Source organism: Luteimonas huabeiensis HB2 (genome assembly GCF_000559025.1).
GTDB lineage: Bacteria > Pseudomonadota > Gammaproteobacteria > Xanthomonadales > Xanthomonadaceae > Luteimonas > Luteimonas huabeiensis.
On record NZ_JAAN01000026.1, the window covers coordinates 18,987 to 42,038 of the forward strand.

Genomic DNA, 23,052 nt, shown 5'->3' on the forward strand with positions numbered 1-23,052 from the left:
TCCGGGCCGCAACGCCCCGCACGTCTCCGCCGCCCGCGCCCCTCATAGCCGACGCCAATGAGCCTGCATCCGAAACTCCACGCCGTCACCGAACGCATCCGCGAGCGCAGCCGCGCCTCGCGCGCGGCCTATCTCGCCGGCATCGACGCGATGCGCGACAACGGCCCGCTGCGCGGACGCCTGTCGTGCGGCAACCTCGCCCACGGCTTCGCCGCCTGCGGACCGGTCGACAAGGCGCGCCTGCGCGCCGACGCCAGCCCGAACCTGGGCATCGTCACCGCCTACAACGACATGCTCTCGGCCCACCAGCCCTACGAGGACTACCCGCAGCGCATCCGCGAGACCGCGCGCCGGCTGGGCGCCACCGCCCAGGTCGCCGGCGGCGTGCCGGCGATGTGCGACGGCGTCACCCAGGGCCGCGGCGGGATGGAGCTGTCGCTGTTCTCGCGCGACGTCATCGCCCAGGCCACCGCCGTCGCGCTCTCGCACGACATGTTCGACAGCGCCGTGTACCTGGGCATCTGCGACAAGATCGTGCCGGGCCTGCTGATCGGCGCGCTGGCCTTCGGCCACCTGCCGGCGCTGTTCGTGCCCGGCGGCCCGATGACGCCGGGCATCCCCAACAAGGAAAAGGCGGCCGTGCGCGAGCGCTACGCCGCCGGCGAGGCCACCCGCGAGGAGCTGCTGGAAGCGGAGGCGGCCTCCTACCACGCGCCCGGCACCTGCACCTTCTACGGCACCGCCAACTCCAACCAGGTGCTGCTGGAGGCGATGGGCGTGCAACTGCCCGGCGCCTCGTTCGTCAACCCGGGCACGCGCCTGCGCGATGCGCTGACCGACGCCGCGGTCGAGCGCGCGCTGCGCATCACCGCGCTGGGCGCCGACTACCGGCCGTTCGGCCGCCTCATCGACGAACGCGCGATCGTCAACGCGATCGTCGCCCTGATGGCCACCGGCGGCTCGACCAACCACACCATCCACTGGGTCGCGGTGGCGCGCGCGGCGGGCATCGTGCTGACCTGGGACGACATCGACCTGCTCTCGGGGATCGTGCCGCTGCTGGCCCGGGTCTACCCCAACGGCGACGCCGACGTGAACCGCTTCCAGGCCGCCGGCGGCACCGCCTTCGTGTTCCGCGAGCTGATGGACGCCGGGCTGATGCACGACGACCTGGAGACCGTGCTGCCCGGCGGCATGCGCGCCTGGTGCGACGAGCCGCGGCTGGACGGCGGCGCGCTCGCCTGGTCGCCGACGATCGAGACCAGCGGCGACGAACAGGTGCTGCGCCCGGCCTCGGCGCCGTTCGAGGCCCACGGCGGCCTGCGCCTGCTGCGCGGCAACCTCGGCCGCGCGCTGATCAAGACCTCGGCGGTGAAGCCGGAATACCGGCGCATCGACGCCCCGGCCGTGGTCGTGGACACCCCGCAGGCGCTCAACAAGCTGCACAAGGCCGGCGCGCTGCCGCGCGATTTCGTCGCCGTGGTGCGCTACCAGGGCCCGCGCGCCAACGGCATGCCCGAGCTGCACTCGCTGGCGCCGCTGCTGGGCATGCTGCAGAACCAGGGCCGGCGCGTGGCGCTGGTGACCGACGGCCGCCTGTCCGGCGCCTCCGGCAAGATCCCCGCCGCCATCCACGTCACCCCGGAAGCCGCGCGCGGCGGCCCGATCGCCAGGCTGCGCGACGGCGACCGCATCGTGCTCGACGGCGACGCCGGCACGCTCGAAGCGCTGGTCGAGCCCGCGGAATGGGCCGCGCGCCCCCTCGCCCCGGACACCGCGCCGGCCGGCTGGGACCTCGGCCGCAACCTGTTCGCCTACAGCCGCGCGATGGTCGGCCCCGCCGACCAGGGCGCGCTGTCGATCTCCTGCGGGCCGCCGGCGGCCGACGGCAGCCCGTGGAACTACGACGCCGAATACGAACTGGGCGAGCCGGCCGAAGCCGCCGAGGCCCCCCACGAATCCAAGGACGCCTGAGCGCGCCCGCACCGTCCAACACAGGAGCCGAATCCGATGCCGATCGCGCAACACCAGGACACCGCCGAGCGCCTGCTGCGAGACGCCGGCCTGCTGCCGGTCATCACCGTCGACAGCGTCGACCAGGCCCGGCGCATCGCCGCCGCGCTGCTGGAAGGCGGCCTGCGCACGCTGGAACTGACCCTGCGCACGCCCTGCGCGCTCGACGCGCTGGCCGCGCTCAAGCGCGAGCTGCCTGACGTCGTCGTCGGCGCCGGCACCGTGCTCGCGCCCGCCCAGATCCGGCAGTCGATCGACGCCGGCGCGGACTTCCTGGTCACCCCGGGCACGCCGCCGGCGCTGGCCGATGCGCTGGCGCAGGCGCCGATCCCGGTGGTGCCCGGCGGCGCCACGCCGGCCGAGTTCATCGGCCTGATGGCGCGCGGCTTCCGCGTGTGCAAGCTGTTCCCCGCCTCGGCCGTCGGCGGCCTGGCGATGCTCAAGGGGCTCGCCGGCCCGCTGCCGGACCTGCGCCTGTGCCCCACCGGCGGCATCACCGAGGCCACCGCCGCCGAGTATCTGGCGCAGCCGAACGTGGTCTGCATCGGCGGTTCGTGGATGCTGCCCAAGGCGTGGCTGGAAGCCGGCGACTGGGCGCGGGTGAGCGCCTCGGCGGCGCAGGCGGCGGCGATCGTGCGCGGCGCGCGCGGCGGCTGACGACAGCCGGCATTCAAGCGCGCGCCGATAGCCTGGCTCGCGGGCCCTCGCGCCCGCTTCCCCACGAGGTCTTCCATGAAACCCGCGCTCGCGCTGTGTTGCCTGCTGGCCGCGGCGCCGGCCGCCGCCCCGGCGGCGCCGCCCGCCGACGCCGACAGCGCCGGCGCGCTCGACCTCTCCCTGCCCGACAGCTACCGCAACGACCCGCCCGGCACCTGGTACGGCGACACGTCCGGCGTGCCCGGTTCCGGGCGGCAGACGGCCTACGCCGGCTCCCGGTGCCCCACCTCGCCGCAGGGCGAGCCGCGCGAGGTCACCGGCAGCGTCGCCGCCGGCATCGGCCACGGCAGCGGCCACGGCACCAGCCGCTGGAACGCCGCCGAGCTGAACTACTGCAAGGAGTACGCGCGCGAGGACGGCGGCACGCGCACGTTCAACCTCAACCTCAACGTGGGCCGGTACGACGGCCCGGCGCCATACCCCTACGGCTACGGCCCGTACCCCTACGGCTACGGCCCATACGACGACGGGTACGGCCCGCGCGGCCGCCACGAGCGCGAGGCCGGCCGCCGCATGCCGCCTGGGCGCTGACGCGCGGCCTGCTTCACCAGGCGGCTCAGCTGCGGCCGAGGCCGCGCCCCACCTCCAGCCGCAGCGCGGCGCCGACCGCGCGCCACAGCGCCGCGTGCGCCGCGAACCACGCCACCAGGCCCAGGCCGAGCAGCCACTCGAGCGCGTTCTCGAAGCGGTCCTGGAACGGGCTGCCGCCCACGGCCGCCAGCGCGACGACGTGCGCGACGCCCAGCAGCAGCATCAGCACGCAGACTGCCCGCAGCGCGCGCACGCTGGCGCGCCGGGCGAGCGCGCCTGAACCCAGCGCGCGCAGGAACGCGACCTGGGCCAGGAAGCCGGCGCCGAAGAACGCCACCACGCCGTAACGGCGCAGGAAGCGGTAGGCCTCGCCCTCGGTGCCGAGGAACGCCACGTACACCGCCAGCGCCACCGCCGCCAGCACGCCCGCCGTGCGCACCATGCGGCCGTGCGCGCCCGCGGCGGCGAGCCAGCGCCCGGCCAGCCACCAGTGCAGGCCGATCGCCGGCGCGCACGGCAGCATCAGCAACCGGAACGCCGGATTCGCCGGGCCCTCGCGCGCGGCGCGGCTGATCGAGGTGCAGCCCTCCAGGTACGGGATGCACGGCGGCACGATGCCCGCCTGCACCGACAGCGCCCAGGCCGCGTGCGTGCCGAGCAGGAGGATCAGCGCGATGGCGGCCGGCAGCGGCCACAGGGGAATGTCGCGGCGGTGCATGGCGGCTCGCCTTTCGGGCCCGGCGCCAGCGTAGCCGCGCCCGGGGCGCGCCCCCGGCACGCCGTCGTCACGCGCGCTGGGCCGGCTCCAGATGCTCGCGCAGCGTCGTGCCCGCGTACTCGCGGCGGAACCGCCCGCCCTCGGCCAGCATCGGCACCACTTCGTCGAGGAACAGGCGCAGGGAGCGGTCCGCCCCGCCCGGCAGCGCGATCAGGCCGTCCGCGGCGCCGGCATCGACCCGCTCGACGATCGCGGCGACCGCGTCGCGCGGCGTGCCGACCACCCGCCAGTGCGCCGATCCGGCCACCTCCGGACGCGCCAGCAGGGTCCGCAGCGTCGGCCGCTCGCGCTCGACCAGCCGCCGCAGCAGATCGGCGTGCGTGCGGCTGCGGACCGGCCGTGCGGGGTCGGCCAGCATGTCCGGGGCGATCCGTCGGTCCGGCGGCAGCGCCGCCGCGTCCAGGCCGAGCAGATCCCGCAGGCCGGCGATGGCGCGGGCGCGGTCGTGGCGCGCATGGGTGTCGCGATACAGGTCGCGCGCCTCGTCGGTGGTCTCGCCCAGGAACAGGCTCAGGCCGGGCAGCACCCGGATCGCGTCGGCATCGCGCCCGTGGCCGACGGCGCGACGGCGCAGGTCCTGGCGCAGCTCGATCCCGGCGGCGACGTCCGGCGAGGCCGCGAACACGCCGTCGGCCACGCGCGCGGCGAAATCGCGGCCCCGCTCCGATGCGCCCGCCTGGAACAGCGGCGGCGCGCCGCAGGGCAGCGACGGCAGGTTCAGCGGCCCCTGGACGTCGAAGACGGGGCCGGCGTGGTCGATCGGGCGGACCCGCGCCGGGTCCGCATAGCGCCCGCGCTCGCGGTCCAGCGGCAGGGCGTGGTGCGGATAGCTGTCCCAAAGCCGCCGCACCACGTCGGTGAACTCCAGCGCGCGCGCGTAGCGTTCGCGCGAATCGGGCATCGCCGCCTGCCCGAAGTTCCGCGCGCCGTCGAGCGAGGTCACGATGTTCCAGCCGGCGCGCCCGCCGCTGAGGTGATGCAGCGAAAGCAGCTGCCGCGCGAGCGTCCATGGCGCGCCGAACGTGGTGCTGGCGGTCGCGACCAGGCCGATGCGCGAGGTGCAGGCGGCCAGCGACGCCAGCAGCACCATCGGATCCAGGCTGCTGAAGCCGGGGCCGCTGGCCAGCGTCTGCGGATCGACCCACAGCGCGTCCGGGCGGAACAGGAAGTCCAGCCGCGCCGCCTCGGCCCGGCGGGCGACGTCGGCGTGGAAGCCGAGCGTGTGCAGGTCCTCGACCCGGCTGTCCGGCCGGCGCCAGCCGTCGCCCGCCAGCCAGGTCGCCGCCAGCGACAGGCCGATGCATATCGGGCGACGGGTCATGCCGGCGGCGCCGCCCGCGCGCGCGGGCGCGGGCGCGGGCTCCGGCACGTCCCCGGCCTCACTCGCCGGTGCTCGCGACCGGCACCACCAGCGGCGTGCCGGCGACCGGATCGGGCAGGATCACGCAGCGGATGCCGAACACCGATTCGATCAGCGCCGGGGTCAGCGTGGTCGCCGGCGCGCCCGCGGCCACGATCGCGCCGTCGCGCATGGCGATCAGGTGGTCGGCGTAGCGCGCGGCCTGGTTGAGGTCGTGCAGCACCATCACCACGGTACGGCCGCGTTCGCGGTTGAGCCGGCGGCAGAGTTCGAGCACTTCCAGCTGGTGGGCAATGTCGAGGTAGGTGGTCGGCTCGTCCAGCAGCAGCACCGGGGTCTGCTGGGCCAGCACCATCGCCAGCCACACGCGCTGGCGCTGGCCGCCCGAGAGCTCGTCCACCGCCCGCTCGGCAAGCTCGCTCACCCGCGCATCGGCCAGCGCTTCGCGCACCGCGCGTTCGTCGGCGTCGGACCATTGCCGCAGCAGGGTCTGGTGCGGCACGCGTCCGCGCGCCACCAGCTCGGCGACGCGGATGCCGTGCGGCGCCGCCGCCGACTGCGGCAGCAGGCCGAGCCGCCGCGCCACCTCGCGCGTCGGCAGCCGGTGGATGTCCTCGCCGTCCAGCAGCACCCGGCCGGCGGCCGGCGCCAGCAACCGCGAAAGCGCGCGCAGCAGGGTGGACTTGCCGCAGGCGTTGGGGCCGACGATCGCGGTCACCCGGCCGGCCGGAACGGCGACGTCGAGGCCGTCGGCGACGGTGCGCGCCTCGTAGCGCAGGACCAGCCGCTCGCCGCGCAGGGCGTCGCGGCCGGCCGGATCGGCGGGATCGCGGGTGTTGGAAGGCGTCATGTCCGAGCGTGTCTCCTCTGCGGCCGGCTCAGCAGCCAGAGCAGGTACAGGCCGCCGACGATCCCGGTGGTGCGACCGATCGGCAGGGTCAGGCGCGCCGGCAGGGCCTGGGTGAGCAGGTCGGCGGCCACCAGCAGGCAGGCGCCCATCGCCGCCGCGCCCATGATGTGCAGGCCCTTGCCCCCGGCCAGCCGCGACGCCAGCTGCGGCGCCGCCAGGGCGACGAAGGCGATCGGGCCGGCGGCGCCGGTGGCCAGCGCCGCCAGCACCACCGCGCAGAACAGCATCGCCAGGCGCACCCGCTCGACCGCGACGCCGAGCTGGCGCGCCACGTCGTCGCCCATCTCGATCGTGGCCAGCGGCCGCGCCAGCACCAGCACCACCGGCAACAGCAGCAGCGTGCCGGCCATCACCGGTCCGGCGTGGACCCAGTTGCGCGCGGCCAGCGAGCCGGCCAGCCAGAGGTTGGCGGTGATCGCGTTGTCGAGGTTGCCCTTGACCAGCAGCAGGCCGTTGACCGCGGCGAGCACCGAGCCGACGCCGAGGCCGACCAGGATCAGCCGGTAGCCGCCGACCGAGCCGTCGCGGGCCGACAGCAGGTAGACCGCCAGTGCCGTGCCCAGCCCGCCCGCCACCGCCGACATCGCCACTTCCAGCGACCCCGGCCCGAACAGCACGATGCGCAGCAGCGCGCCGGTCGCCGCGCCCGTGGTGAAGCCGATGATGTCGGGCGAGCCCAGCGCATTGCGCGAGACCGACTGGAAGATCGCCCCGGAGATGCCCAGCGCGGCGCCGACGAACGTCGCGGTCAGCAGCCGCGGCAGGCGGATGCCGAGCACCACCTGATCGCCGATGCCGCCGTCGCCCCGGCCGGTCAGGATCGCGAACACCTGCGCGGCCGGCAGCTCGATGCGGCCCAGGGTCATCGTCCACAGCCCGAGCACGGCCGCCAGCGCCAGCAGCACCGCCGGCACCAGCAGCGCGCGCGGGCGCACCAGCAGCGCGCAGCGGCCGATGCGCAGCACCGGCCCGGCGCTGCTGCGCCACAGGACCGGGCGCCTTCCGGCGCCTGCGCTCGCGCCGTTCACAGGCGTACGATCCGGCGCCGGCGCGCCAGCGCCACGAAGAACCCGCCGCCCAGCAGCGCGACCATGATCCCGACCGCGATCTCGTCCGGCGGCAGCAGGACGCGTCCGAGCACATCGGCCGCCAGGATCACCAGCGCGCCGATCAGCGCCGAGTACAGCATCGTCCAGCGGTGGTTCACGCCGGCGAACGCCCGCGCCACGTGCGGCGCGGTCAGGCCGATGAAGGCGATCGGCCCGGCCGCCGCGGTGGCCGCGCCGGCCAGCAGCACGATCGCCAGCGCCGACAGCCCCCAGACCACGCCGGGACGCACGCCGAGCGCGCGCCCCACGTCCTCGCCCAGGGCGATCGCATCCAGCGCGCCGGCCAGCAGCGCGGCCAGCGCCAGCCCGGCGGCGACCAGCAGCGCGACCGGCGGCAGCACGCCCAGGCCGCGCCCCTGCAGCGACCCCACCGACCAGTGCCGGAACTGGTCGAACACCGCCTCGTCGCTGTTGAGGGTGATCAGCTGGGTCAGCGCCAGCAGCAGCACCGTCATCGCCGCGCCCGCCAGCACCAGCCGCACCGGGTCGTAGCCCTGGCGCAGGCCGCCCAGCAGGTAGACCGCGGCGCCGGCCAGCGCGGCGCCGGCCAGGCCGAAGCCCAGGTAGGCGGCGATCTGGTGCACGCCGAGGAACGCGATCGCCGCGACGATCGCCACCGCCGCGCCGGCATTGACGCCCAGCAGCCCCGGATCGGCCAGCGGGTTGCGGGTCAGCGCCTGCATGATCGCGCCGGCCACGCCCAGCGCCGCGCCCACCAGCACCGCCAGCGCGGTGCGCGGCAGGCGCAGGTGGCGCACCAGCAGGTGCTCGCTGTCGGCGGGATCGAACGCCTGCAGCGCGGCCAGCGCCTGCGCCGGCGCGATCGGGCGCACGCCCGCGCAGATGCTGATCGCCGCCAGCGCCAGCAGCAGGCCCAGGCACACGAAGACGCCGGCGATGCGCAGCCGCCTGCGCCTGGCTTCCGGCGAACGCGGCGGCGCGGCCCCGCCCCGCTCCCGCTGCGCCGGATTCACTTGCCGAACCGCGCCACGATGCGGTCGACGATCGCGGTCGCGCTGTAGTAGTCGATCCGGAACGAATCCTCGCCCAGCGCGTACACCCGGCGCGCGCGCACCGACGGCAGGTTGGCCAGCACCGGATCGTCCATGAACGCCTGCGCGCGCGCATCGCCCGCCCAGATCAGGAACGTGGTCTGCGCCCGCAGCCGCGAGAGCTGCTCGTACTGCGCCCAGACGAAGTCGCCGCGCGGGCCGCCGGTGCCGACGTGCCAGGCCGGGTCCGGCGCCTCGATCCGGAAGCCCAGCGCGCCCAGCAGGCGCCCGTGCACGCCGTCGGGCTGCGCGATCGGATTGGGCGCGCCCGGCCCGTTGTAGCTGATGATGTTGGTCTCGCCCTCGGGAACGGCGATTTTCGCGCGCGCCGCGTCCACGTAGGCGTCGAACTCGGCGATCCGGGCCTCGACCGCGGCCTCGCGCGAGGTCGCCTCGCCGAGCTGCCGCGCCAGCGCCTGCCAGGTCTGGCTGCCGTAGTCGAGCAGGATGGTGGGCGCGATCGCGCGCAGTTCGGCCAGTTGCTCGATCGCCGAATCCGCGCCGGCGGTCGCCACCACGATCAGGTCCGGCCGCACCGCGTAGGCCGCCTCCAGATCGACGCTGCCCGCCGACCAGACGTTCTGCACCCCGCGCTCGGCCGCGACCTCGCGCCACTGGCCGAAGAACGTGCCATCGGCTGCCGAGCCGCTGGCGACCACCGGCGCATCGATGGCCAGCAGCGTGCCGGTGATCGCGACCGAGGTCGAGAGGATCCGCTGCGGCGGGGCCGGGATCTCGGTGACGCTGCCGTCGGCATTGCGGAAGGTGCGCGCGCCGCCGCCTTCCGGGGCGGCGGCCGGTTCGCCCGCCGGGGTGCAGGCTACCGCCAGCGGCAGCAGCAGCGCGGATAGCAGCCATCTGAACGTGGACATCGGGACTCGCCTCTTCGGATTCGGACGCAATGCCAGCGGACGCCCACCGCAACCGCACGGCGGCGGTGGGCGGGGCGTTGGCCTGCCGGAAACGCCGCTCGCGAAGCCGGCGGAGGTGGGGACGCTCGCTGTCGGCGTGCATTGTCCGCGATCCCGCCCCCGTCGCGATAGCCGGCGGGCGGCCGCCGCGCCGGGCGCGCGCGGCCCGGGGTCACGCATGCCCCTCCTGCGCCGGCGGCGCGCCCGGCGCATCGGGCTGCGCGGACAGCGCCGCCTCGAGCGTGGCGATCCGCTGCCGCCACCAGCGCACGCCGTAGCCGGTCTTGTCGATCCGCGCCCGCAGCGCGGGATCGGCGGCGCCGCCTGCCGCCTCGCGCCGGAGCGCGGCCAGCCGCGCCTCGGCCTCGGGCAGGCGCCGGCGCGCCTGCGCCAGCGCTTCGCGCGCGTCGGCGCGCAATCGCGCGCGGCTGCGCGCCATGTCCAGCACCCGCGCCGCGCGCGGCGCCGATACCGTGCCGTCGTACATGTCGAACTCCTGCACGCTGCAGGCCCCGGGCGCGAGCAGCTGCGCGACGTCGCGCACCGCCCGCGGGATCCGCAACCGCGCCAGCAGGTCGCGGTGGCGGCCGTCGCGCCGGGTCCACTTGGGACCGACGAACACCTCCAGGTGCGTCGCGGTGCGGCGCAGCGCCAGCGACGAGGGATGGCCGTCGAACACGACGTTGACGAAGCGCGCGCCGTCGAACGTCCGCGCGCCGGGCCGCGGCTGGACGATGCTCAGCGTGCGGCTGTCGTAGTTGCAGGCCAGCAGCCAGCCGGCGCCGGCGTCGTAGGCCAGCTCCACCGCGCCCGCGCCGGTGGTCAGCCAGCTGCCGTGGCCGGAGGCCGGGTCCAGCCACGCGAGATTGGGGCGGCCGAAGCCGGCGTCCTGCGAGGCGAACAGGGTCCCGTCCGGTCCATGGCAGTAGTTGCGGTGGTTGGCGCCGGGCAGCGCCGGCCCCAGCGCGGCGACCTCGCCGCTGCCGGCATCCAGCAACCGCGGCGCCCGGCTGCCGACCACGAAGCGCCCGCCGTGGACCTCGCTCCACAGCAGCGGCATCGCCCAGGTCCGCTCGAACGGGGCGATGCGGAACCCGGGCACGCGCGCCAGCGTGCGGTCGAACTTCATCGCCACGGTGTCGCGCTCGTCCGGATCGAAGCTGAAGCGGTAGTAGTTGGCGATCAGCTGGCCGTCCGGCGCGTAGGCGATGTAGCGGCTGCGGTACTCGCGTCCGTCGATCGCGGTATCCGGTTTCCAGCAGCGCACCTCGCCGCTGCCCAGGTCCACCACCGAGACCGTCTGCGCGTGGGTGTGGGTGGTCGCCGCCTCGGCGCCGTCGGCGCGCAGCGCCAGCGCGTTCGGCCGGTACGGCAGCGCGACGACGCGGACCCGCTGCAGGGTGTCGGCGTCCAGGCAGACCAGCATGCCCGGGGTGATCCCGGGCACCGGCACCCGCTCCAGGGTGTCCCAGCGCAGGAACCCGCCGAAGCACGCGTACAGCCGGTCGCGATGCAGCGCCATCTGGTAGAAGCCGTTGACCACGCCGACGCAGCGGCCCATGTCGATGCCGACCTGCGCGTCCGGATACAGGTCGGCGCCGTAGTCCAGGCCGTGGCGGGCGTAGTCGGCGGGAAAGCTGTCGAGGCGCTCGGCGGGAATCGGCGGCTGCGGGGCGGTCATGGCGCGGGATCGCGGAACGGGCGGCGACGCGCGCCGGCGCGGACGGGCCGGCTCACCACTGGTACTGCGCGGTGGCGACCACGGTGCGGCCGCTGCCGTAGTAGCACGCGGTCAGCGCGCTGCAGGTGGCCACGTAGCGCTTGTCGGCCAGGTTGCTGCCGTTGAGCGACAGGCGCAGGCGGCCGCGGCCGACCTCGCCCAGGTCGTAGCGCAGCGCCGCGTCCAACAGCGTGTACGACGGCACCGACAGCGCGTTGGCCAGGTCGCCGTAGGTCTGGTCGACATAGCGCACGCCGGCGGCGATGCCCAGGCCGTCGAACGCGCCGCCGGCGATGGTGTAGTCCAGCCACAGCGAGCCCAGCCAGTCCGGCACGCGGATCATCCGGTTGCCCTGGTGGCCGTCGTTGTTGCGCACGATCTCGGAGTCGAGCCGGGTCAGCGCGCCGATCACGCTGAAGCCTTCCAGCGGCGTGACCCGGCCTTCCAGTTCGACGCCCCGCACCCGCACCTCGCCGGTCTGCACCTGGTAGCTCTCGCCGTTGGTGTTGAGCGGGTCGGCGGTCAGCATGTTGCGCTGCCGCAGGTCGTAGGCCGACAGCGTCAGCATGCCGTCGATCGCGCGCGGTTCGTACTTCAGTCCGGCTTCCCACTGCCTGCCGGTGACCGGATCGAACGCGCCGCCGTCGCGGCGGATGCCGGTGGCCGGCTGGAACGATTCGGCATAGCTCAGGTACGGCGCGAAGCCGCTCTCGAACAGGTACAGCGCGCCGGCGCGCGCGGAGACCGCCGAGTGGTCGCTGCGCGCGCGCCGCCCGGTCGGGCGATCGAGCGCGTCGACGCGGGCGCGGTCGTAGCGGCCGCCGACGGTGAAGCGCCAGCCGCCCAGCGCGATCTGGTCCTGCAGGTAGACGCCGGCCTGGCGATCGACCTCCTCCGTATCGGCCTGGACGATGCCGAGCACCGAGGCGAAGTCGTAGCCGGTGTACACCGGCCGGTAGATGTCGATGGCGATCGCGTTCTGGTTCACGCTGGCCATGCGCCGCAGGAAGCTCCACTCGCTGCGCTGCCAGTCGATGCCGGCCAGCAGGGTGTGCTCGGCCGCGCCGGTGCTCAGCCGTCCCTGCAGCCGGGTGTCGATCGACTGCCCCTCGGAATCGCCCACGCCCTGTACCGCGCGCCGCGGCAGCAGGCGGCCGTCGATCAGCGTGTTGGGGTCGGTCACGCTCGCCCCGCGCACGCCGTAGACCACCGTCGCCCGGTACAGCGAATCGACGTGGGTGTGGCGCGCGGTCTGGCTGAGCTTCCAGTCCGCGTCGAAGGCGTGCTCGAACAGCCAGCCGGCGCTCCACGCGGTGCGGTCGTAGACGTTCCAGCCGGGCTCGCCGAGGAAGGTATCGTTGTCGATGTAGCCCTCGGCGGCCGGGATCGCCGCGCCCTGGTAGGGCAGGAACTGGAAGGTGCTGCCGCCGTCGTCGCGCTGGTAGTTGCCGAGCAGGGTCAGGCGGGTGCCATCGCCGTCGAAGCGGAAGGTCGCGCTGGGCGCCAGGAACCATTGCCGGTGCCCGACACGATCGAGCTGGGTATCGCCGTCGGCGTACAGGCCGACCAGCCGCCACAGCGCATTGCTGCCGGCATTGGCGCCGCCGGTGTCGAACGCGGCCTGGGCGCGGCGCTGGCCGTCGACCTGCAGGCGCAGCACGTGCTGCGGGTCCGGGGTCGGGGTCTTGCTGACCTGATTGACCATGCCGCCCGGGGCGAGCTGGCCGTAGAGCACGCTGGACGGCCCCTTGAGCACCTCCACCCGCTCCAGGTTCCAGAGGTTGAACGACACCCGGTTCCAGCTGTCGCTGCCGTTGGACGGCGCGCGCAGGCCGTCGATCATCACGTTGTTGCCCCAGCTGCCGGCATCGAAGCCGCGGATGTAGAGATCGTCGACGCGGTTGTCCATGCCCGAGCTCTCGGGCAGCACGCCGGCGTTGTAGCGGGTGGCCTCGTTGAGGTTCTGCGCGCCGCGCGCGTCCAGCTCCTCGCGGGCGACCACCGACACCGACTGCGGCGTCTCGATCAGCGGCGTCTCGGTCTTGGTCGAGGCGCCGATGGTCTGCGCGGGGCGATAGGCGTTGACCCGGACCGCGTCCAGCTCGGTGGCCGCCGGCGCGGCCGCGTCCTGGGCGGCCGCCGCGTGGGCGCCGGCGAGCAGCGGCGACAACGCCATCGGCAGCAGGCTGCGACGGATGCGGGCGAAGGCAGGATGGGAACGATTCGGCATGGCGTTTACGACCTTGGACAGGAGCGCCGGCCGGCGCCGGCGCGGGACGTCCGGCGCGCGCCGCCTCGACGGCGGCGATCGCGGGGACGGTGCTGCGATGGATGTCGCGTCGGCCTGTCGTCGGCGCCGGTCGGCCCGGGCCCGGATGGGAAACGGTCTCATTCGCGGCCGGTATTGTTCCGCGCCCCGCGCGCACCGGGTTTTGCGCGCGTGGCAACGATCTTTGCGCAGGCCGCGGGCGCGCCTGCGCGCCGGGCTTCAGATCCGCGGGCGGACCTTGCTCGGCGGCAGGCCGTAGCGGCGGCGGAAGGCGGTGGCGAAGTTCGCCGGGCTCGCATAGCCGGCGATCACTGCCGCGCGGCGGACATCGGCTCCGTCGCGCTCCAGCGCCTCGCGCGCGCGCTCGAGCCGCGCGCGCTGGATGCACTCGGACACCGTCATGCCGTGCGCCAGGCGGAAATGCCGCTGCAGCGTGGCCGTGCCGAGTCCCGCGTGGCGGGCGATGGCATCGAGACCCGACACCGCGGCCGGGTCCTGCTGCAGGAACGCGCGGACCTCGCACATGCGCCGGTAGGCGGCTGGGGTCAGGCTGCGGCACGGGGTCCGTTCGCTGGCGTCGTGCCGCGACAGCGCCTCGAACGCCAGCTCGATGGCGCGGCTTTCCAGGTACAGGCCCAGCATGTCCGGCGCCAGCGGCGGCGGCTGGAACAGTTGCTCGGCGATCGATCGCGCGTGCGCCGACGCCCGCCAGCAGCGGATGTCCAGGTGCCGGCGCGGCGGGCCCGCCGTCCCGATCTGCGGATCGGCCTCCAGGGACTGCGCGATCCACTGTCCGCTCAGGCCGATGCTGATCCGGCGCGAATAGTCGCCCCTGCGCACGACGCGCCGGCATTCGACCGGCGCCTCCATCGGCACGATCGACGCGTCCGCCCCGCCCTCGCCCGCCCCCAGGCGCACCGGGCGCGCGTCGTAGGCCATGTCCACCCGGCCGCCGAGGACCAGCACGATCCGCACGCGGTCCGCATCCACGCTGCTGCCGGCCATGTCCTCGTCCTCCACCGCCTGGCCCAGCAGCAGGCTCAGGCCCGGACGCAGGACCCTCGATCGCTTGACCGGCGCCACCGGCGGCGCGCGCCGGCCGGGCCTGGGCGCGGCGCCACGGGAAACGACGGGAGGGACGGCACGCATCGCGGACAGCCTCGCTCGGGGAAGAGACTTCTCCTGGCGACGGCTGGAGAGATGGGGGCGCCGCGGACGCGCCGCGGGCGTTCGACCCCGCGCATCGGCGCGGGCCGGACCGCGATCATAAGGGCCGACAGCAGGCGCGGACAATCGGTGCCGGCGCCCCGGGGCGGCCATCCGGCCTGCGGGACCGGCCCGGTCGGGCCCGCGCCGTGCGGTGCGCGCCGCACGACGCGGGGCGGCCCGCTGCGCGCACGCGACCGCGCGTCAGCCGGCGCCTTCGATCCGCACCCTCGCCCCGGCGCGCCCGATCCGCAGCTCGTTGCCCTGCCACTGCGCCGGCGCGCCGTCGATGGTGGTCGCGCCCGGCACGGACGGATACGGCCATTGCAGCACCAGCCCGCCCTCCGGCAGGCCGGCGTCGGCGTCCACGTCGAGCAGCAGCGCGCCGCCCTCTCGGCGCAGCCGGTAGCCGATCGTGCCCTGCGGCGTGCGCATGCCATGCAGGCGCACGCCGGTGCCGTCGAGCCAATCCGCCGGCACGCCGGCGGCCAGCACGATGCTCCGGTCGACCTCGCGCACGTAGGCGAACATGTCCAGCGCCGAGCGCACGAAGTCCGAGCCGACCCAGGCGTGCGGCAGGTCGCCGAGGAAGAACGGCTTGCGCGGCGTGGGCGTGACCACCTCGCCCCACTGGTTCCACGCCCGCGGCGCGCGGTGGCCGAAGAACCACTCGCGGACCTCGTTGGCGCGCTCGCGCCAGCCCAGGCGCACGAAGGCGGCGACGTTGCGCCATTCGTACGGGGTGTAGTCCTTCCACGGCCTGCGCCCGTCGCGGCGGTCCACGAACTGCGTCCAGTAGCGCTCGAAGGTGTTGACCAGCAGGTCCTCGGGCAGCCGGCCCTGCTCGCCGCCGGGCGCCAGGGCGATCGTGGTCGAGGTCGGATCGAAGTCGCCGAGCTCGGCCGCGCCCGGCAGGTAGTCGATGCCGTGCAGCCTGGCGGCCGCGCGCAGCGAGGCGTCGAGGTCGGCGCGGAACTCGTCGCGCGCGGCGGCCATGCGCTGCGCGTCCGCGGTCTCGCCCAGCGCCTGGGCGATCTCCACCGCGTCCTTGTAGCCGCGCAGCGCCCAGAAGTTGTCCCAGTACGAGTGCATCGGCTTGGCCGAGTAGCCCTCGTGGCTGATCGAGGCCGGCATCATGCCGTAGAACGCCTCGTTGCGCGCGCGGTTCTCCTCGGTGCGCTCGCTGGCGCGAAGCTGCTCCATGTACTCGAACGCGCCGCGCACGTGCGGCCACATCTCGCGCAGGAAGGCGTCGTCGCCGGTGTAGCGCCAGTACTCGGCGATGTTGAAGATCAGCTCGCCGTGGCTGTCGTTCTCGGGCACCGGGTCGCTGCCGCGGTCGTCCACGCAGCACGGCACCATGCCGTTGTCGAACTGGTACGGCGCGTACCACGCCACGTAGTCCTTCACCACTTCAGGCCGCCCCATCCGCAGCAGGCCCTCGGAGATCATCGCGCCGTCGCGGATCCAGCTGCGCGCGTACGAGCGCGTGCCCGGCTGCAGGCGCGGCCCGATGCGCGAGATCAGCATGTGCGCCAGCGCGGTGCGCAGCGTGTCGGTGAGCTCGCGCCCGGCCTCGGGCACCTCGATGCCGACCTCGCCCAGCTTGCCGCGCCAGTCGCGGGCGACCTCGTCCTGCCAGGCCTGCGCGCTCCAGGCCCCGACCGGCGGCTCGCCGGTCATCGGGATCAGCAGGTCGAACTCGCGCGACTGCCCGGGCGCGAGCCGCACGCGATAGACCAGCGCGCCGGACGCCAGCGCCTGCGGATCCTCGACCTCGGTGGTTTCCGGCAGGCGGCCGGCGGCGATGTGCTCGATCGCCATGCCGGCATCGAACGCGGTCGCGAACGCGGCCTGCGCCGGCTCGCGCGCGAACACCCGCGGCCGGCCGTCCACGCTGACCCGCGAAGGCGCGACCTCGAGCCTGCGCAGCGGGCTGACGCCGCCGGTGATGTTGAGGAACTGGCTCGGCGGGTTGACCTGCAGCGGCCGCACCGCCAGCGCCAGTTCGTAGTCGCGCGGCTGCGGGCCCGGATTGCTCAGCCGGTAGCGCGCGACCAGCTGCGAGGCGTCCGGCGTGCCGCGGGCGAAGCCGGTCACGCGCAGCGCCACGGCCTCGTGGGTCCAGTCCACGCTGGGGATCGGCAGGTAGCCGTCCTGCAGCGATTGCGCGATCCCGGCATCGGCCCAGGTCACCAGCGTGTCGCCGGTACGCACGAACGGCTCGATCGAGAAGCCGCCGGCGGCGACCTCGATCGCGCCGTCCTCGCCGATCAGCCCCTGCTCCAGGCCGCCATCGAGGCCGAGGATGGTCCAGTACGGCTGCTCGCCGCTGAAGCCGCGCGGGAACTGCCCGCGCGGGCGGTCGGCGGCGATCGCCTCGATGAAATCGTTCGGATGCGCGGACACCGCCAGCGGCTGCACCGCGGCCTCGGCCAGCGCGAAGCCATCGCCGGGGCCGGCGCGCAGGTCCAGGCCGATGTAGCGCGCCTCGGACTCCGGCAGCGCCAGCCAATCGACGCCGCCGTTGCCGCCGGCGACCTCGCGCACCTGCGTCCACTGCCGGCCGTCGGCCGAGAGCGAGACGCCGTAGTCGCTGGCGTGCGCGCCCTCGCGCCACTGCAGGCGCAGGCCGCCGAACTCGCGCAGCCGCCCCAGGTCCAGCACCAGGTTCTGCGGCCCGGCAGCGGCTTCCCACGCGGTGTCCGGATCGCCGTCGGTGGCGCGCGCGGCGCCGGCGGGCGTGGTGGACGAGGTGGTCGCGAGCGGTTCCAGCGGCGTGTCGTCGTCGGCCGGCAGCGGTTGGAAGGTGAGCTGGTCGAAGCAGACGCTGCCCTGGCCGCCGGCGTTGTTGTAGATCGTGAACTCGATCTTCGCGCTCGCGCGCAAGGTCTTGTCGGGGTCCGGCCCCCAGGCCTTGTCGATGTGGCGCCTGCGGTAGTGCACCTCGGTCCAGTCGGCCGGGAAATCGTACTTCGGCCGGTTGACCCACCAGACGTTGTCGCCGCTGGCGTCGATCAGCTTGAACTGCAGGTCGTTGGCCGGCGAATCGCCGCGCAGGCGGAAGCCGAAGCGATAGTTCTCCGGGTATTCCAGCGGCAGGTCGCGCTGCAGGCCGACGTAGCCGGAGACGCCGTTGTAGTCGTAGTCCAGGCACAGCGCCCGGCCCTCGGCCCCGTCGACCTGGCGCAGCGCGCCGGTCACCTGGTTGGAGGTCACCACCCGCCAAGGCGAGGCGTCCTCGAAATCGTCCAGCACGCGCACCTCGCCGGGGGCATCGGCGGCGCCCGCGCCGTCGGCGCCGCCGCAGGCGGACAGCGCGGCGGCCGCCGACAGCGCGAGCAGGCAGGCCAGGACGGGACGCGAACGGCGCGCGTGCGCGCGCATGTCGGTTTCGGCAGTCGCCCGGCGGGCGGCGGTATCGAAGGTCTTCATGCTGTACGTCGGCTCCGTGGTTCGGGGCGGGTCGATGCTTGCGGTCGGGGGCGCTCGGGGATGCGACCGTGCCGTCCGTGGCGCGACCGCGCGGGCGCCGGACGGCCCGGCAATGCCGCGCAAGCGCCCTGCCGTTCGAGGCCGCGGCTGTGCCGTCCATGGCGCAGCAGCGCCGGCTCCGGACCGCCCGGCCCGGCCATCCTTGGCCGGGCGTTCGGGCGAGCGCGCGGCAGTGCCGCGCAAGCGCTCTGCCGTTCGAGGCCGCGGCCGTGCCGTCCATGGCGCAGCAGGGCAGTGCCGCGCAAGCGCTCGCCCTCACCCCTTCACGCTGCCGAGCAGGAGGCCCTGGATGTAGTAGCGCTGCAGCAGCAGGAACAGCAGCAGCACCGGGACCACCGTGACCACGGCGCCGGCCATCATCATCTCCACGTCCTGCACGTGCTCGCGCGACAGCGCGGCGATGGCGACCGGCAGCGTGTAGTGGTCCTGGTCGGTCAGCACGATCAGCGGCCACATGAAGTCGTTCCACGCCGCCATGAAGGTGAAGATGGTCAGCGTGACCAGCACCGGTTTGAGCATGGGCAGCACGATCTGGAAGAAGATCCGCAGCTCGCCGGCGCCGTCGATGCGCGCGGCCTCCAGCAGCTCGTCGGGGATCGAGCGCGCGTACTGGCGCACCAGGAAGATGCCGAACACCGTCGCCAGCGCGGGGATGATCACCGCGCCGAAGGTGTTGACCAGGCCCATGCCCTTCATCAGCAGGAACAGCGGCAGCATCGCCACCTGCGCCGGGATCACCAGCGCCGCCAGCAGCAGCTGGAACAGCCGGTCGCGGCCGGCGAAGCGCAGCTTGGCGAAGGCGTAGCCGGCCAGGGTGTTGACCAGCAGCGCGCCCAGGGTGATCGCGCCGGAGACGATCAGGCTGTTGAGGAAGTAGCGGCCCATGCCGGCGCGGGCGAACAGCTCGGCGTAGTTGGCCAGCGTCGGCGCGTCGGGCAGCAGCGGCGGCGGGAAGCCGCTGGCCTCGCCCTGGCGCATGAACGACACCGCCAGCATCCAGCCCAGCGGCGCCAGCGCGACCAGCGCCAGCAGCGCCAGCCCGGCGTTCACCGCCAGCGCGTGCAGGCGGCTGTCGCCGACGTCGAGGCCGGCGCGTGCGCGCGGCGCGCTCACAGCGCCCCCCTGCGCTTGCCCGCGCGCAGCAGCAGCGTCGTCACCGCCAGGATGATGACGAACAGCAGGAACGCCACCGCCGAGGCGCGGCCCAGGTTCCACCACATGAAGCCTTCCTCGTACATGAAGTACAGCACGCTCACCGTGCTCTGCAGCGGATCGCCGCGGGTCATCACGTAAGGTTCGGCGAACAGCTGGAAGTAGCCGGACACGGTGATCACCGCCACCACCAGCAGCACCGGCCCCAGCATCGGCAGGGTCACGTGCAGGAACTGCTTCCAGCGCGAGGCGCCGTCGATGCGTGCGGCCTCGTAGAGGTCCTGCGGGATCGACTGCAGGCCGGCCAGCAGGATCACCATGTTGTAGCCGAAGTTCTTCCACACCGCGAACAGGATGATGGTGGGCATCGCCCAGGCCGGGTCGCCCAGCCAGTCGATCGGCGAGATGCCCAGGTGCCCCAGCGCCCAGTTCACCAGGCCGTAGCTGGTGTGGAACAGGTAGCGCCAGATCACCGCCACCGCCACCAGCGTGGTCACCACCGGCGCGAACAGCGCGGTGCGGAACAGGCCCTTGAAGCGCGCGACCTTCGCGTTGAGCAGCAGCGCCGCGCCCAGCGAGACCGCGATCGACAGCGGCACGCCGACCACGACGAAGTACGCGGTGTTGCCCAGCGACTTCCAGAACAGCGGCGTACGCAGCAGGTCCAGGTAGTTGCCCAGCGCCACGAATCGCAGGTTGTCCAGATCGGCCAGGGCGTAGAGGTCGAAATCGGTCAGGCTGAGCAGCAGCGCCGAGGCCACCGGCAACGCGAAGAACACGCCCAGCACGATCAGCGCCGGCGCAGCGAACACCCAGCCGGCGACGCTAGCGCGCATCGGCCACCTCCGGCGTCGCCGCCTGCGCGCGCACCCAGCGCCGCTTGGCCAGGATCTCGTCCACCCGCGCGTCCAGCTGCGCGGTCGCCGCGTCCTGCGGCTGGCCGCCGCGCACCACGCGCTCGCTGGCCAGGCGCATCTCCTGCATGATCCGCTCCCACTCCAGCACCTTGGGCGTGGGCCTGACCCGCTCCAGCTGGTCGCGGAACGCGCCGGCGTAGGGGTCGTCGCGCAGCTGCGGGGATTCCCACGCGCTGCGGCGCGGCGGCAGGTTGCCGATGGCGGCATGGAAGCGCTGCTGGATGTCGGGCCGCGACAGGAACTCGATCAGCCGCCAGCTCGCGTCCTTGACCTTGGAATCGCGGAACATCACCAGGCTGGTGCCGCCGGCGATGCCGGCGCCGGGGCCGTCCGGGCCGGGCAGCGGCGCGGTCATCCACTGGTCCTGCACCTCGGCCGGCAGCCGGTTGCGGAATTCTCGGATGTTCCAGGGACCGGATACGTAGAAGGCGAAGAATCCGCGGCCGAACTCGTCCCAGACGTTGGAGATCTGGGTCTCGGACATCTTCGGCGCCCAGCCGCGCTCGAACATGCCGGCGTAGAAGCCGAGCGCGCGGCGGAAACCGGGACTGGAGAAGTTGCCGCGGCCGTCGTCGTCGCGCAGCAGCGGGTCGTCCTGCTGCAGGCCGAACGACAGCAACTGCTCGAACTCGTTGAGCGGCAGCATGATCGCGTAGCGGTCCGGCCCGACGTGGCGCTTGACCGCCGCCATCGCCGCCTCCCACTCGGCCCAGGTCCGCGGGAAGCGCTCGACGCCCGCCGCGGCCAGGATGTCTCGGCGATAGAACACCAGCCGGGTGTCGACGTACCACGGCACCCCGAGCAGCCGCCCGTCGATGACGTTGGTGTCCCAGATGCCCGGGAAGTAGTCGGCGGCATCCACCACCGCCGAGGCGTCCACGCGCGATTGCAGCGGCTCCAGCGCGCCGAGGATGCCGAACTCCGGCACCCAGGTATTGCCCAGCTGGCACAGATCGGGCAGCGCATCGGCGGCGAAGGCGGTCAGCAGCTTCTCGTGCGCCGAGGTCCACGGGATCTGCTGCACGCGCACGCGGATGCCCGGGTGGTCGCGCTCGAACTCGCGCACCAGCTCGCCGACCACCTCCGCCTCGCGGCCCATCGCCCAGAAACGGATCACCGTCTCCTCGGGCGCTGGCCGGCAGCCGGCCAGCAGCAACGCCAGCAGGCACAGCGCGGCCAGCGGCCGCAGCCCGTAGCGCTCGATCGCGCAGCGCGCCACGCCGGTCACGGGTCAGCGCGTCTGCGCGGCGGGCGCGTCAGCGGCTTCCGGCGCTTCGGCCTCCGCCTCCGCCTTCGCCGCCTCGGCCGCTTCCGCGGCATCCACCGCCTCGAGCCAGCCGCCGGTGAAGCCGGCGCGCTTCAGGCCCTCGCGGATGTACGGGCTCTTCTTCATCAGTTCCCAGACGAAGCCGTTGCGGTAGTTGGCGATCATGGCCAGGATCGGGCCCTGGTCGATGCCGATGTAGTCGCTGGCCACCCAGCCCAGGTCCGGCACGATGCGGCCGGTCTTGAGCGGCACGTCGTAGCGGAAGCTGGGATTGAACGCGTCCAGGAAGCCGTAGCTGGAATACAGGTGCTCGCCGTAGCGGCGGTGCAGTTCCTCGGTGGCGGGGATCACGATCTCCGGGGCGAAGGCGATCGAGGCGACCGCCGCGGTGGGGGCGATGGTGCCGTCGTCGAAGGCCACCGCCCGGCCCGCGCCGCGCGCGCTGTAGTGGCGGAACTCGCGGATCTCGCCGTTGTACTCCTGGTCGGTGCGCTGCGGGCCGTCGCTGGCGGTCAGGCCCCAGACGTTCTCGCCGTAGTCGCGCCAGCCCATCGGGTTCTCGATCGCGTACTGGCGCTGGGCGTAGGTGGCGCGGCGGCTGTTTTCGAAGTAGTCGATGCCGCGGTTGCGCATGTAGGCGTCGCGGATGCCGCGGAAATCCACCCAGGTGTGGGTGTACTGGTGGCCGAAGTGCGGCGCGAAGCTCAGGTACTCCTGCCCCATGAACGTGCCCCAGGTCTCGGTGTCGTAGGTGCGCGTCCACGCTTCCCAGGCCTCGGGCTCGATGGCGTGCGTGGGCGAGCCGAGGGCGAGGATGTAGACCATCATCGCCTCGTCGTAGCCGGTCCAGTCGTAGTCGATGAAGCCGCTCTCCGGGTACCAGCCCATCGAGATCAGCGGCGGGCGCACCTGCAGGAACGGCCATTCCACCGCGCGGTACAGCGCGTCGGCGACCTCGCGGATTTCCTGCTCCTTGGGATCGTCGCGGTCGTAGTACTGCTGCGCGAACAGCACCCCCATCATCAGCAGCGCGGTGTCCACGCTCGACAGCTCCACCCACGGCTCGACCCGGTGGCCGTTCTGCATGTCGATGAAGTGGTAGAAAAAGCCCTTGTAGCCGATGGTGCCGGTGGCCTGCGGCCCCTTGCGCGCGTCGCGGAAGAACTTGAGCGTGGTCAGCGTGCGGTCCACCGCCTGGCGACGGCTGATCCAGCCGTTCTCCACCCCGATCGGGTAGGCGGTCAGCGCGAAGCCGACCGAGGCGATGCTGGAGAACGGCCGCGACGGATAGCGGTCCGGGGTCAGGCCGTTGACCTCGTTGGTGGTGTCCCAGAAGAACTGGAACGTGCGCTTCTCGATGTCGCGGAACAGCGGCGGCAGCTCCGGCGGACCCGGCGGCGGCGCGGGCTCGACCTCCTCGGCCGGCGGCGCTTCGACGACTTCGGGGATCGGTCCCGGCCTGGGCGGCTCCACTTCCGGCGCGGGCGCCTCCTGGCGGCAGCCGGCCAGTGCCGGAAGGAGGCACGCGGCGAGGAGGATTCGATGGCGGAGACGACCGGATCGCATGTGCTGGACTGCCCTCTGAAATCGTTTACAAGCCGAAGTATAAGAGAGGCCGCCCGACTGAATGGGCGGCCTCCCGCGT

Annotated in this window: 17 protein-coding genes; 3 read left to right on the forward strand and 14 right to left on the reverse strand. The window is 73.8% G+C overall.

Translation table 11 applies throughout. The features are described from left to right. Positions 1-57: 57 nt before the first annotated feature. The 3 genes from edd (at position 58) to Z164_RS0110915 (ending at position 3,261) form a co-directional block, all read left to right on the forward strand. Positions 58-1,974: a phosphogluconate dehydratase gene (gene edd, locus Z164_RS0110905; RefSeq protein WP_024890730.1), complete on the forward strand. Its 1,917-nt coding sequence runs from the start codon at positions 58-60 to the stop codon at positions 1,972-1,974. A 36-nt stretch (positions 1,975-2,010) separates the two neighbouring features. Then, positions 2,011-2,670 (forward strand): bifunctional 4-hydroxy-2-oxoglutarate aldolase/2-dehydro-3-deoxy-phosphogluconate aldolase, encoded by a 660-nt coding sequence (locus Z164_RS0110910; RefSeq protein WP_024890731.1) that lies wholly within the window; start codon positions 2,011-2,013, stop codon positions 2,668-2,670. 75 nt (positions 2,671-2,745) lie between these two features. Next, a complete protein-coding gene (locus Z164_RS0110915; protein WP_024890732.1) occupies positions 2,746-3,261 on the forward strand; it encodes a hypothetical protein in 516 nt (171 codons plus the stop codon). Positions 3,262-3,286: 25 nt separating this feature from the next. On the opposite strand, the gene Z164_RS20405 is transcribed toward Z164_RS0110915, so the two are convergent. The 14 genes from Z164_RS20405 to Z164_RS0110985 all read right to left on the reverse strand — a co-directional run bounded on the left by Z164_RS20405 (position 3,287) and on the right by Z164_RS0110985 (position 22,973). Continuing rightward, the gene (locus tag Z164_RS20405) at positions 3,287-3,979 is read right to left on the reverse strand and encodes a hypothetical protein (protein ID WP_024890733.1); all 693 of its coding nucleotides are present in this window, start codon (positions 3,977-3,979) and stop codon (positions 3,287-3,289) included. Positions 3,980-4,046: 67 nt separating this feature from the next. After that, positions 4,047-5,360, reverse strand: a complete 1,314-nt coding sequence (locus Z164_RS0110925; RefSeq protein ID WP_024890734.1) for an NtaA/DmoA family FMN-dependent monooxygenase — start codon at positions 5,358-5,360, stop codon at positions 4,047-4,049. Positions 5,361-5,418: 58 nt separating this feature from the next. Beyond that, the gene (locus Z164_RS0110930) at positions 5,419-6,249 is read right to left on the reverse strand and encodes an ABC transporter ATP-binding protein (protein WP_024890735.1); all 831 of its coding nucleotides are present in this window, start codon (positions 6,247-6,249) and stop codon (positions 5,419-5,421) included. After that, positions 6,246-7,337 carry a FecCD family ABC transporter permease gene (locus Z164_RS0110935; RefSeq protein WP_024890736.1) on the reverse strand — a complete coding sequence of 364 codons (1,092 nt, stop codon included), beginning with the start codon at positions 7,335-7,337 and terminating at the stop codon, positions 6,246-6,248. Before Z164_RS0110935 ends, Z164_RS0110930 begins: the two co-directional genes overlap by 4 nt. Continuing rightward, positions 7,334-8,392 (reverse strand): FecCD family ABC transporter permease, encoded by a 1,059-nt coding sequence (locus tag Z164_RS0110940; RefSeq protein ID WP_024890737.1) that lies wholly within the window; start codon positions 8,390-8,392, stop codon positions 7,334-7,336. Before Z164_RS0110940 ends, Z164_RS0110935 begins: the two co-directional genes overlap by 4 nt. After that, the gene (gene fepB, locus Z164_RS0110945) at positions 8,389-9,342 is read right to left on the reverse strand and encodes a Fe2+-enterobactin ABC transporter substrate-binding protein (protein WP_024890738.1); all 954 of its coding nucleotides are present in this window, start codon (positions 9,340-9,342) and stop codon (positions 8,389-8,391) included. Before fepB ends, Z164_RS0110940 begins: the two co-directional genes overlap by 4 nt. A 211-nt stretch (positions 9,343-9,553) precedes the next feature. Beyond that, complete coding sequence (locus Z164_RS0110950; protein WP_024890739.1) at positions 9,554-11,062, reverse strand: ATP synthase subunit B family protein; 1,509 nt, start codon at positions 11,060-11,062, stop codon at positions 9,554-9,556. A gap of 52 nt (positions 11,063-11,114) precedes the next feature. Further along, positions 11,115-13,331 (reverse strand): TonB-dependent siderophore receptor, encoded by a 2,217-nt coding sequence (locus tag Z164_RS0110955; protein ID WP_024890740.1) that lies wholly within the window; start codon positions 13,329-13,331, stop codon positions 11,115-11,117. Positions 13,332-13,589: 258 nt separating this feature from the next. Continuing rightward, positions 13,590-14,519 (reverse strand): AraC family transcriptional regulator, encoded by a 930-nt coding sequence (locus Z164_RS0110960; protein ID WP_160170689.1) that lies wholly within the window; start codon positions 14,517-14,519, stop codon positions 13,590-13,592. Between the two features lie 261 nt (positions 14,520-14,780). Beyond that, positions 14,781-17,963, reverse strand: a complete 3,183-nt coding sequence (locus tag Z164_RS0110965; RefSeq protein ID WP_081770162.1) for a discoidin domain-containing protein — start codon at positions 17,961-17,963, stop codon at positions 14,781-14,783. Positions 17,964-18,326: 363 nt separating this feature from the next. Beyond that, on the reverse strand, positions 18,327-19,184 hold the full coding sequence (locus tag Z164_RS0110970) for a carbohydrate ABC transporter permease (protein ID WP_024890743.1): 858 nt from the start codon (positions 19,182-19,184) through the stop codon (positions 18,327-18,329). After that, positions 19,181-20,059, reverse strand: a complete 879-nt coding sequence (locus Z164_RS0110975; RefSeq protein WP_024890744.1) for a carbohydrate ABC transporter permease — start codon at positions 20,057-20,059, stop codon at positions 19,181-19,183. Before Z164_RS0110975 ends, Z164_RS0110970 begins: the two co-directional genes overlap by 4 nt. Then, positions 20,049-21,329, reverse strand: coding sequence for a sugar ABC transporter substrate-binding protein (locus tag Z164_RS0110980; RefSeq protein ID WP_024890745.1), 1,281 nt, complete (start codon positions 21,327-21,329; stop codon positions 20,049-20,051). The genes Z164_RS0110975 and Z164_RS0110980 overlap by 11 nt, the downstream gene beginning before the upstream one ends. A 42-nt stretch (positions 21,330-21,371) precedes the next feature. Continuing rightward, positions 21,372-22,973 (reverse strand): glucoamylase family protein, encoded by a 1,602-nt coding sequence (locus Z164_RS0110985; RefSeq protein ID WP_024890746.1) that lies wholly within the window; start codon positions 22,971-22,973, stop codon positions 21,372-21,374. Positions 22,974-23,052: the final 79 nt, after the last annotated feature.

Coding starts and splice junctions, on each gene's coding strand:
- edd (WP_024890730.1), top strand. CDS start 58: ATGAGCCTGCATCCGAAACTCCACGCCGTCACCGAACGCATCCGCGAG.
- Z164_RS0110910 (WP_024890731.1), top strand. CDS start 2,011: ATGCCGATCGCGCAACACCAGGACACCGCCGAGCGCCTGCTGCGAGAC.
- Z164_RS0110915 (WP_024890732.1), top strand. CDS start 2,746: ATGAAACCCGCGCTCGCGCTGTGTTGCCTGCTGGCCGCGGCGCCGGCC.
- Z164_RS20405 (WP_024890733.1), bottom strand. CDS start 3,979: ATGCACCGCCGCGACATTCCCCTGTGGCCGCTGCCGGCCGCCATCGCG.
- Z164_RS0110925 (WP_024890734.1), bottom strand. CDS start 5,360: ATGACCCGTCGCCCGATATGCATCGGCCTGTCGCTGGCGGCGACCTGG.
- Z164_RS0110930 (WP_024890735.1), bottom strand. CDS start 6,249: ATGACGCCTTCCAACACCCGCGATCCCGCCGATCCGGCCGGCCGCGAC.
- fepB (WP_024890738.1), bottom strand. CDS start 9,342: ATGTCCACGTTCAGATGGCTGCTATCCGCGCTGCTGCTGCCGCTGGCG.
- Z164_RS0110950 (WP_024890739.1), bottom strand. CDS start 11,062: ATGACCGCCCCGCAGCCGCCGATTCCCGCCGAGCGCCTCGACAGCTTT.
- Z164_RS0110955 (WP_024890740.1), bottom strand. CDS start 13,331: ATGCCGAATCGTTCCCATCCTGCCTTCGCCCGCATCCGTCGCAGCCTG.
- Z164_RS0110960 (WP_160170689.1), bottom strand. CDS start 14,519: ATGCGTGCCGTCCCTCCCGTCGTTTCCCGTGGCGCCGCGCCCAGGCCC.
- Z164_RS0110965 (WP_081770162.1), bottom strand. CDS start 17,963: ATGCGCGCGCACGCGCGCCGTTCGCGTCCCGTCCTGGCCTGCCTGCTC.
- Z164_RS0110975 (WP_024890744.1), bottom strand. CDS start 20,059: ATGCGCGCTAGCGTCGCCGGCTGGGTGTTCGCTGCGCCGGCGCTGATC.
- Z164_RS0110985 (WP_024890746.1), bottom strand. CDS start 22,973: ATGCGATCCGGTCGTCTCCGCCATCGAATCCTCCTCGCCGCGTGCCTC.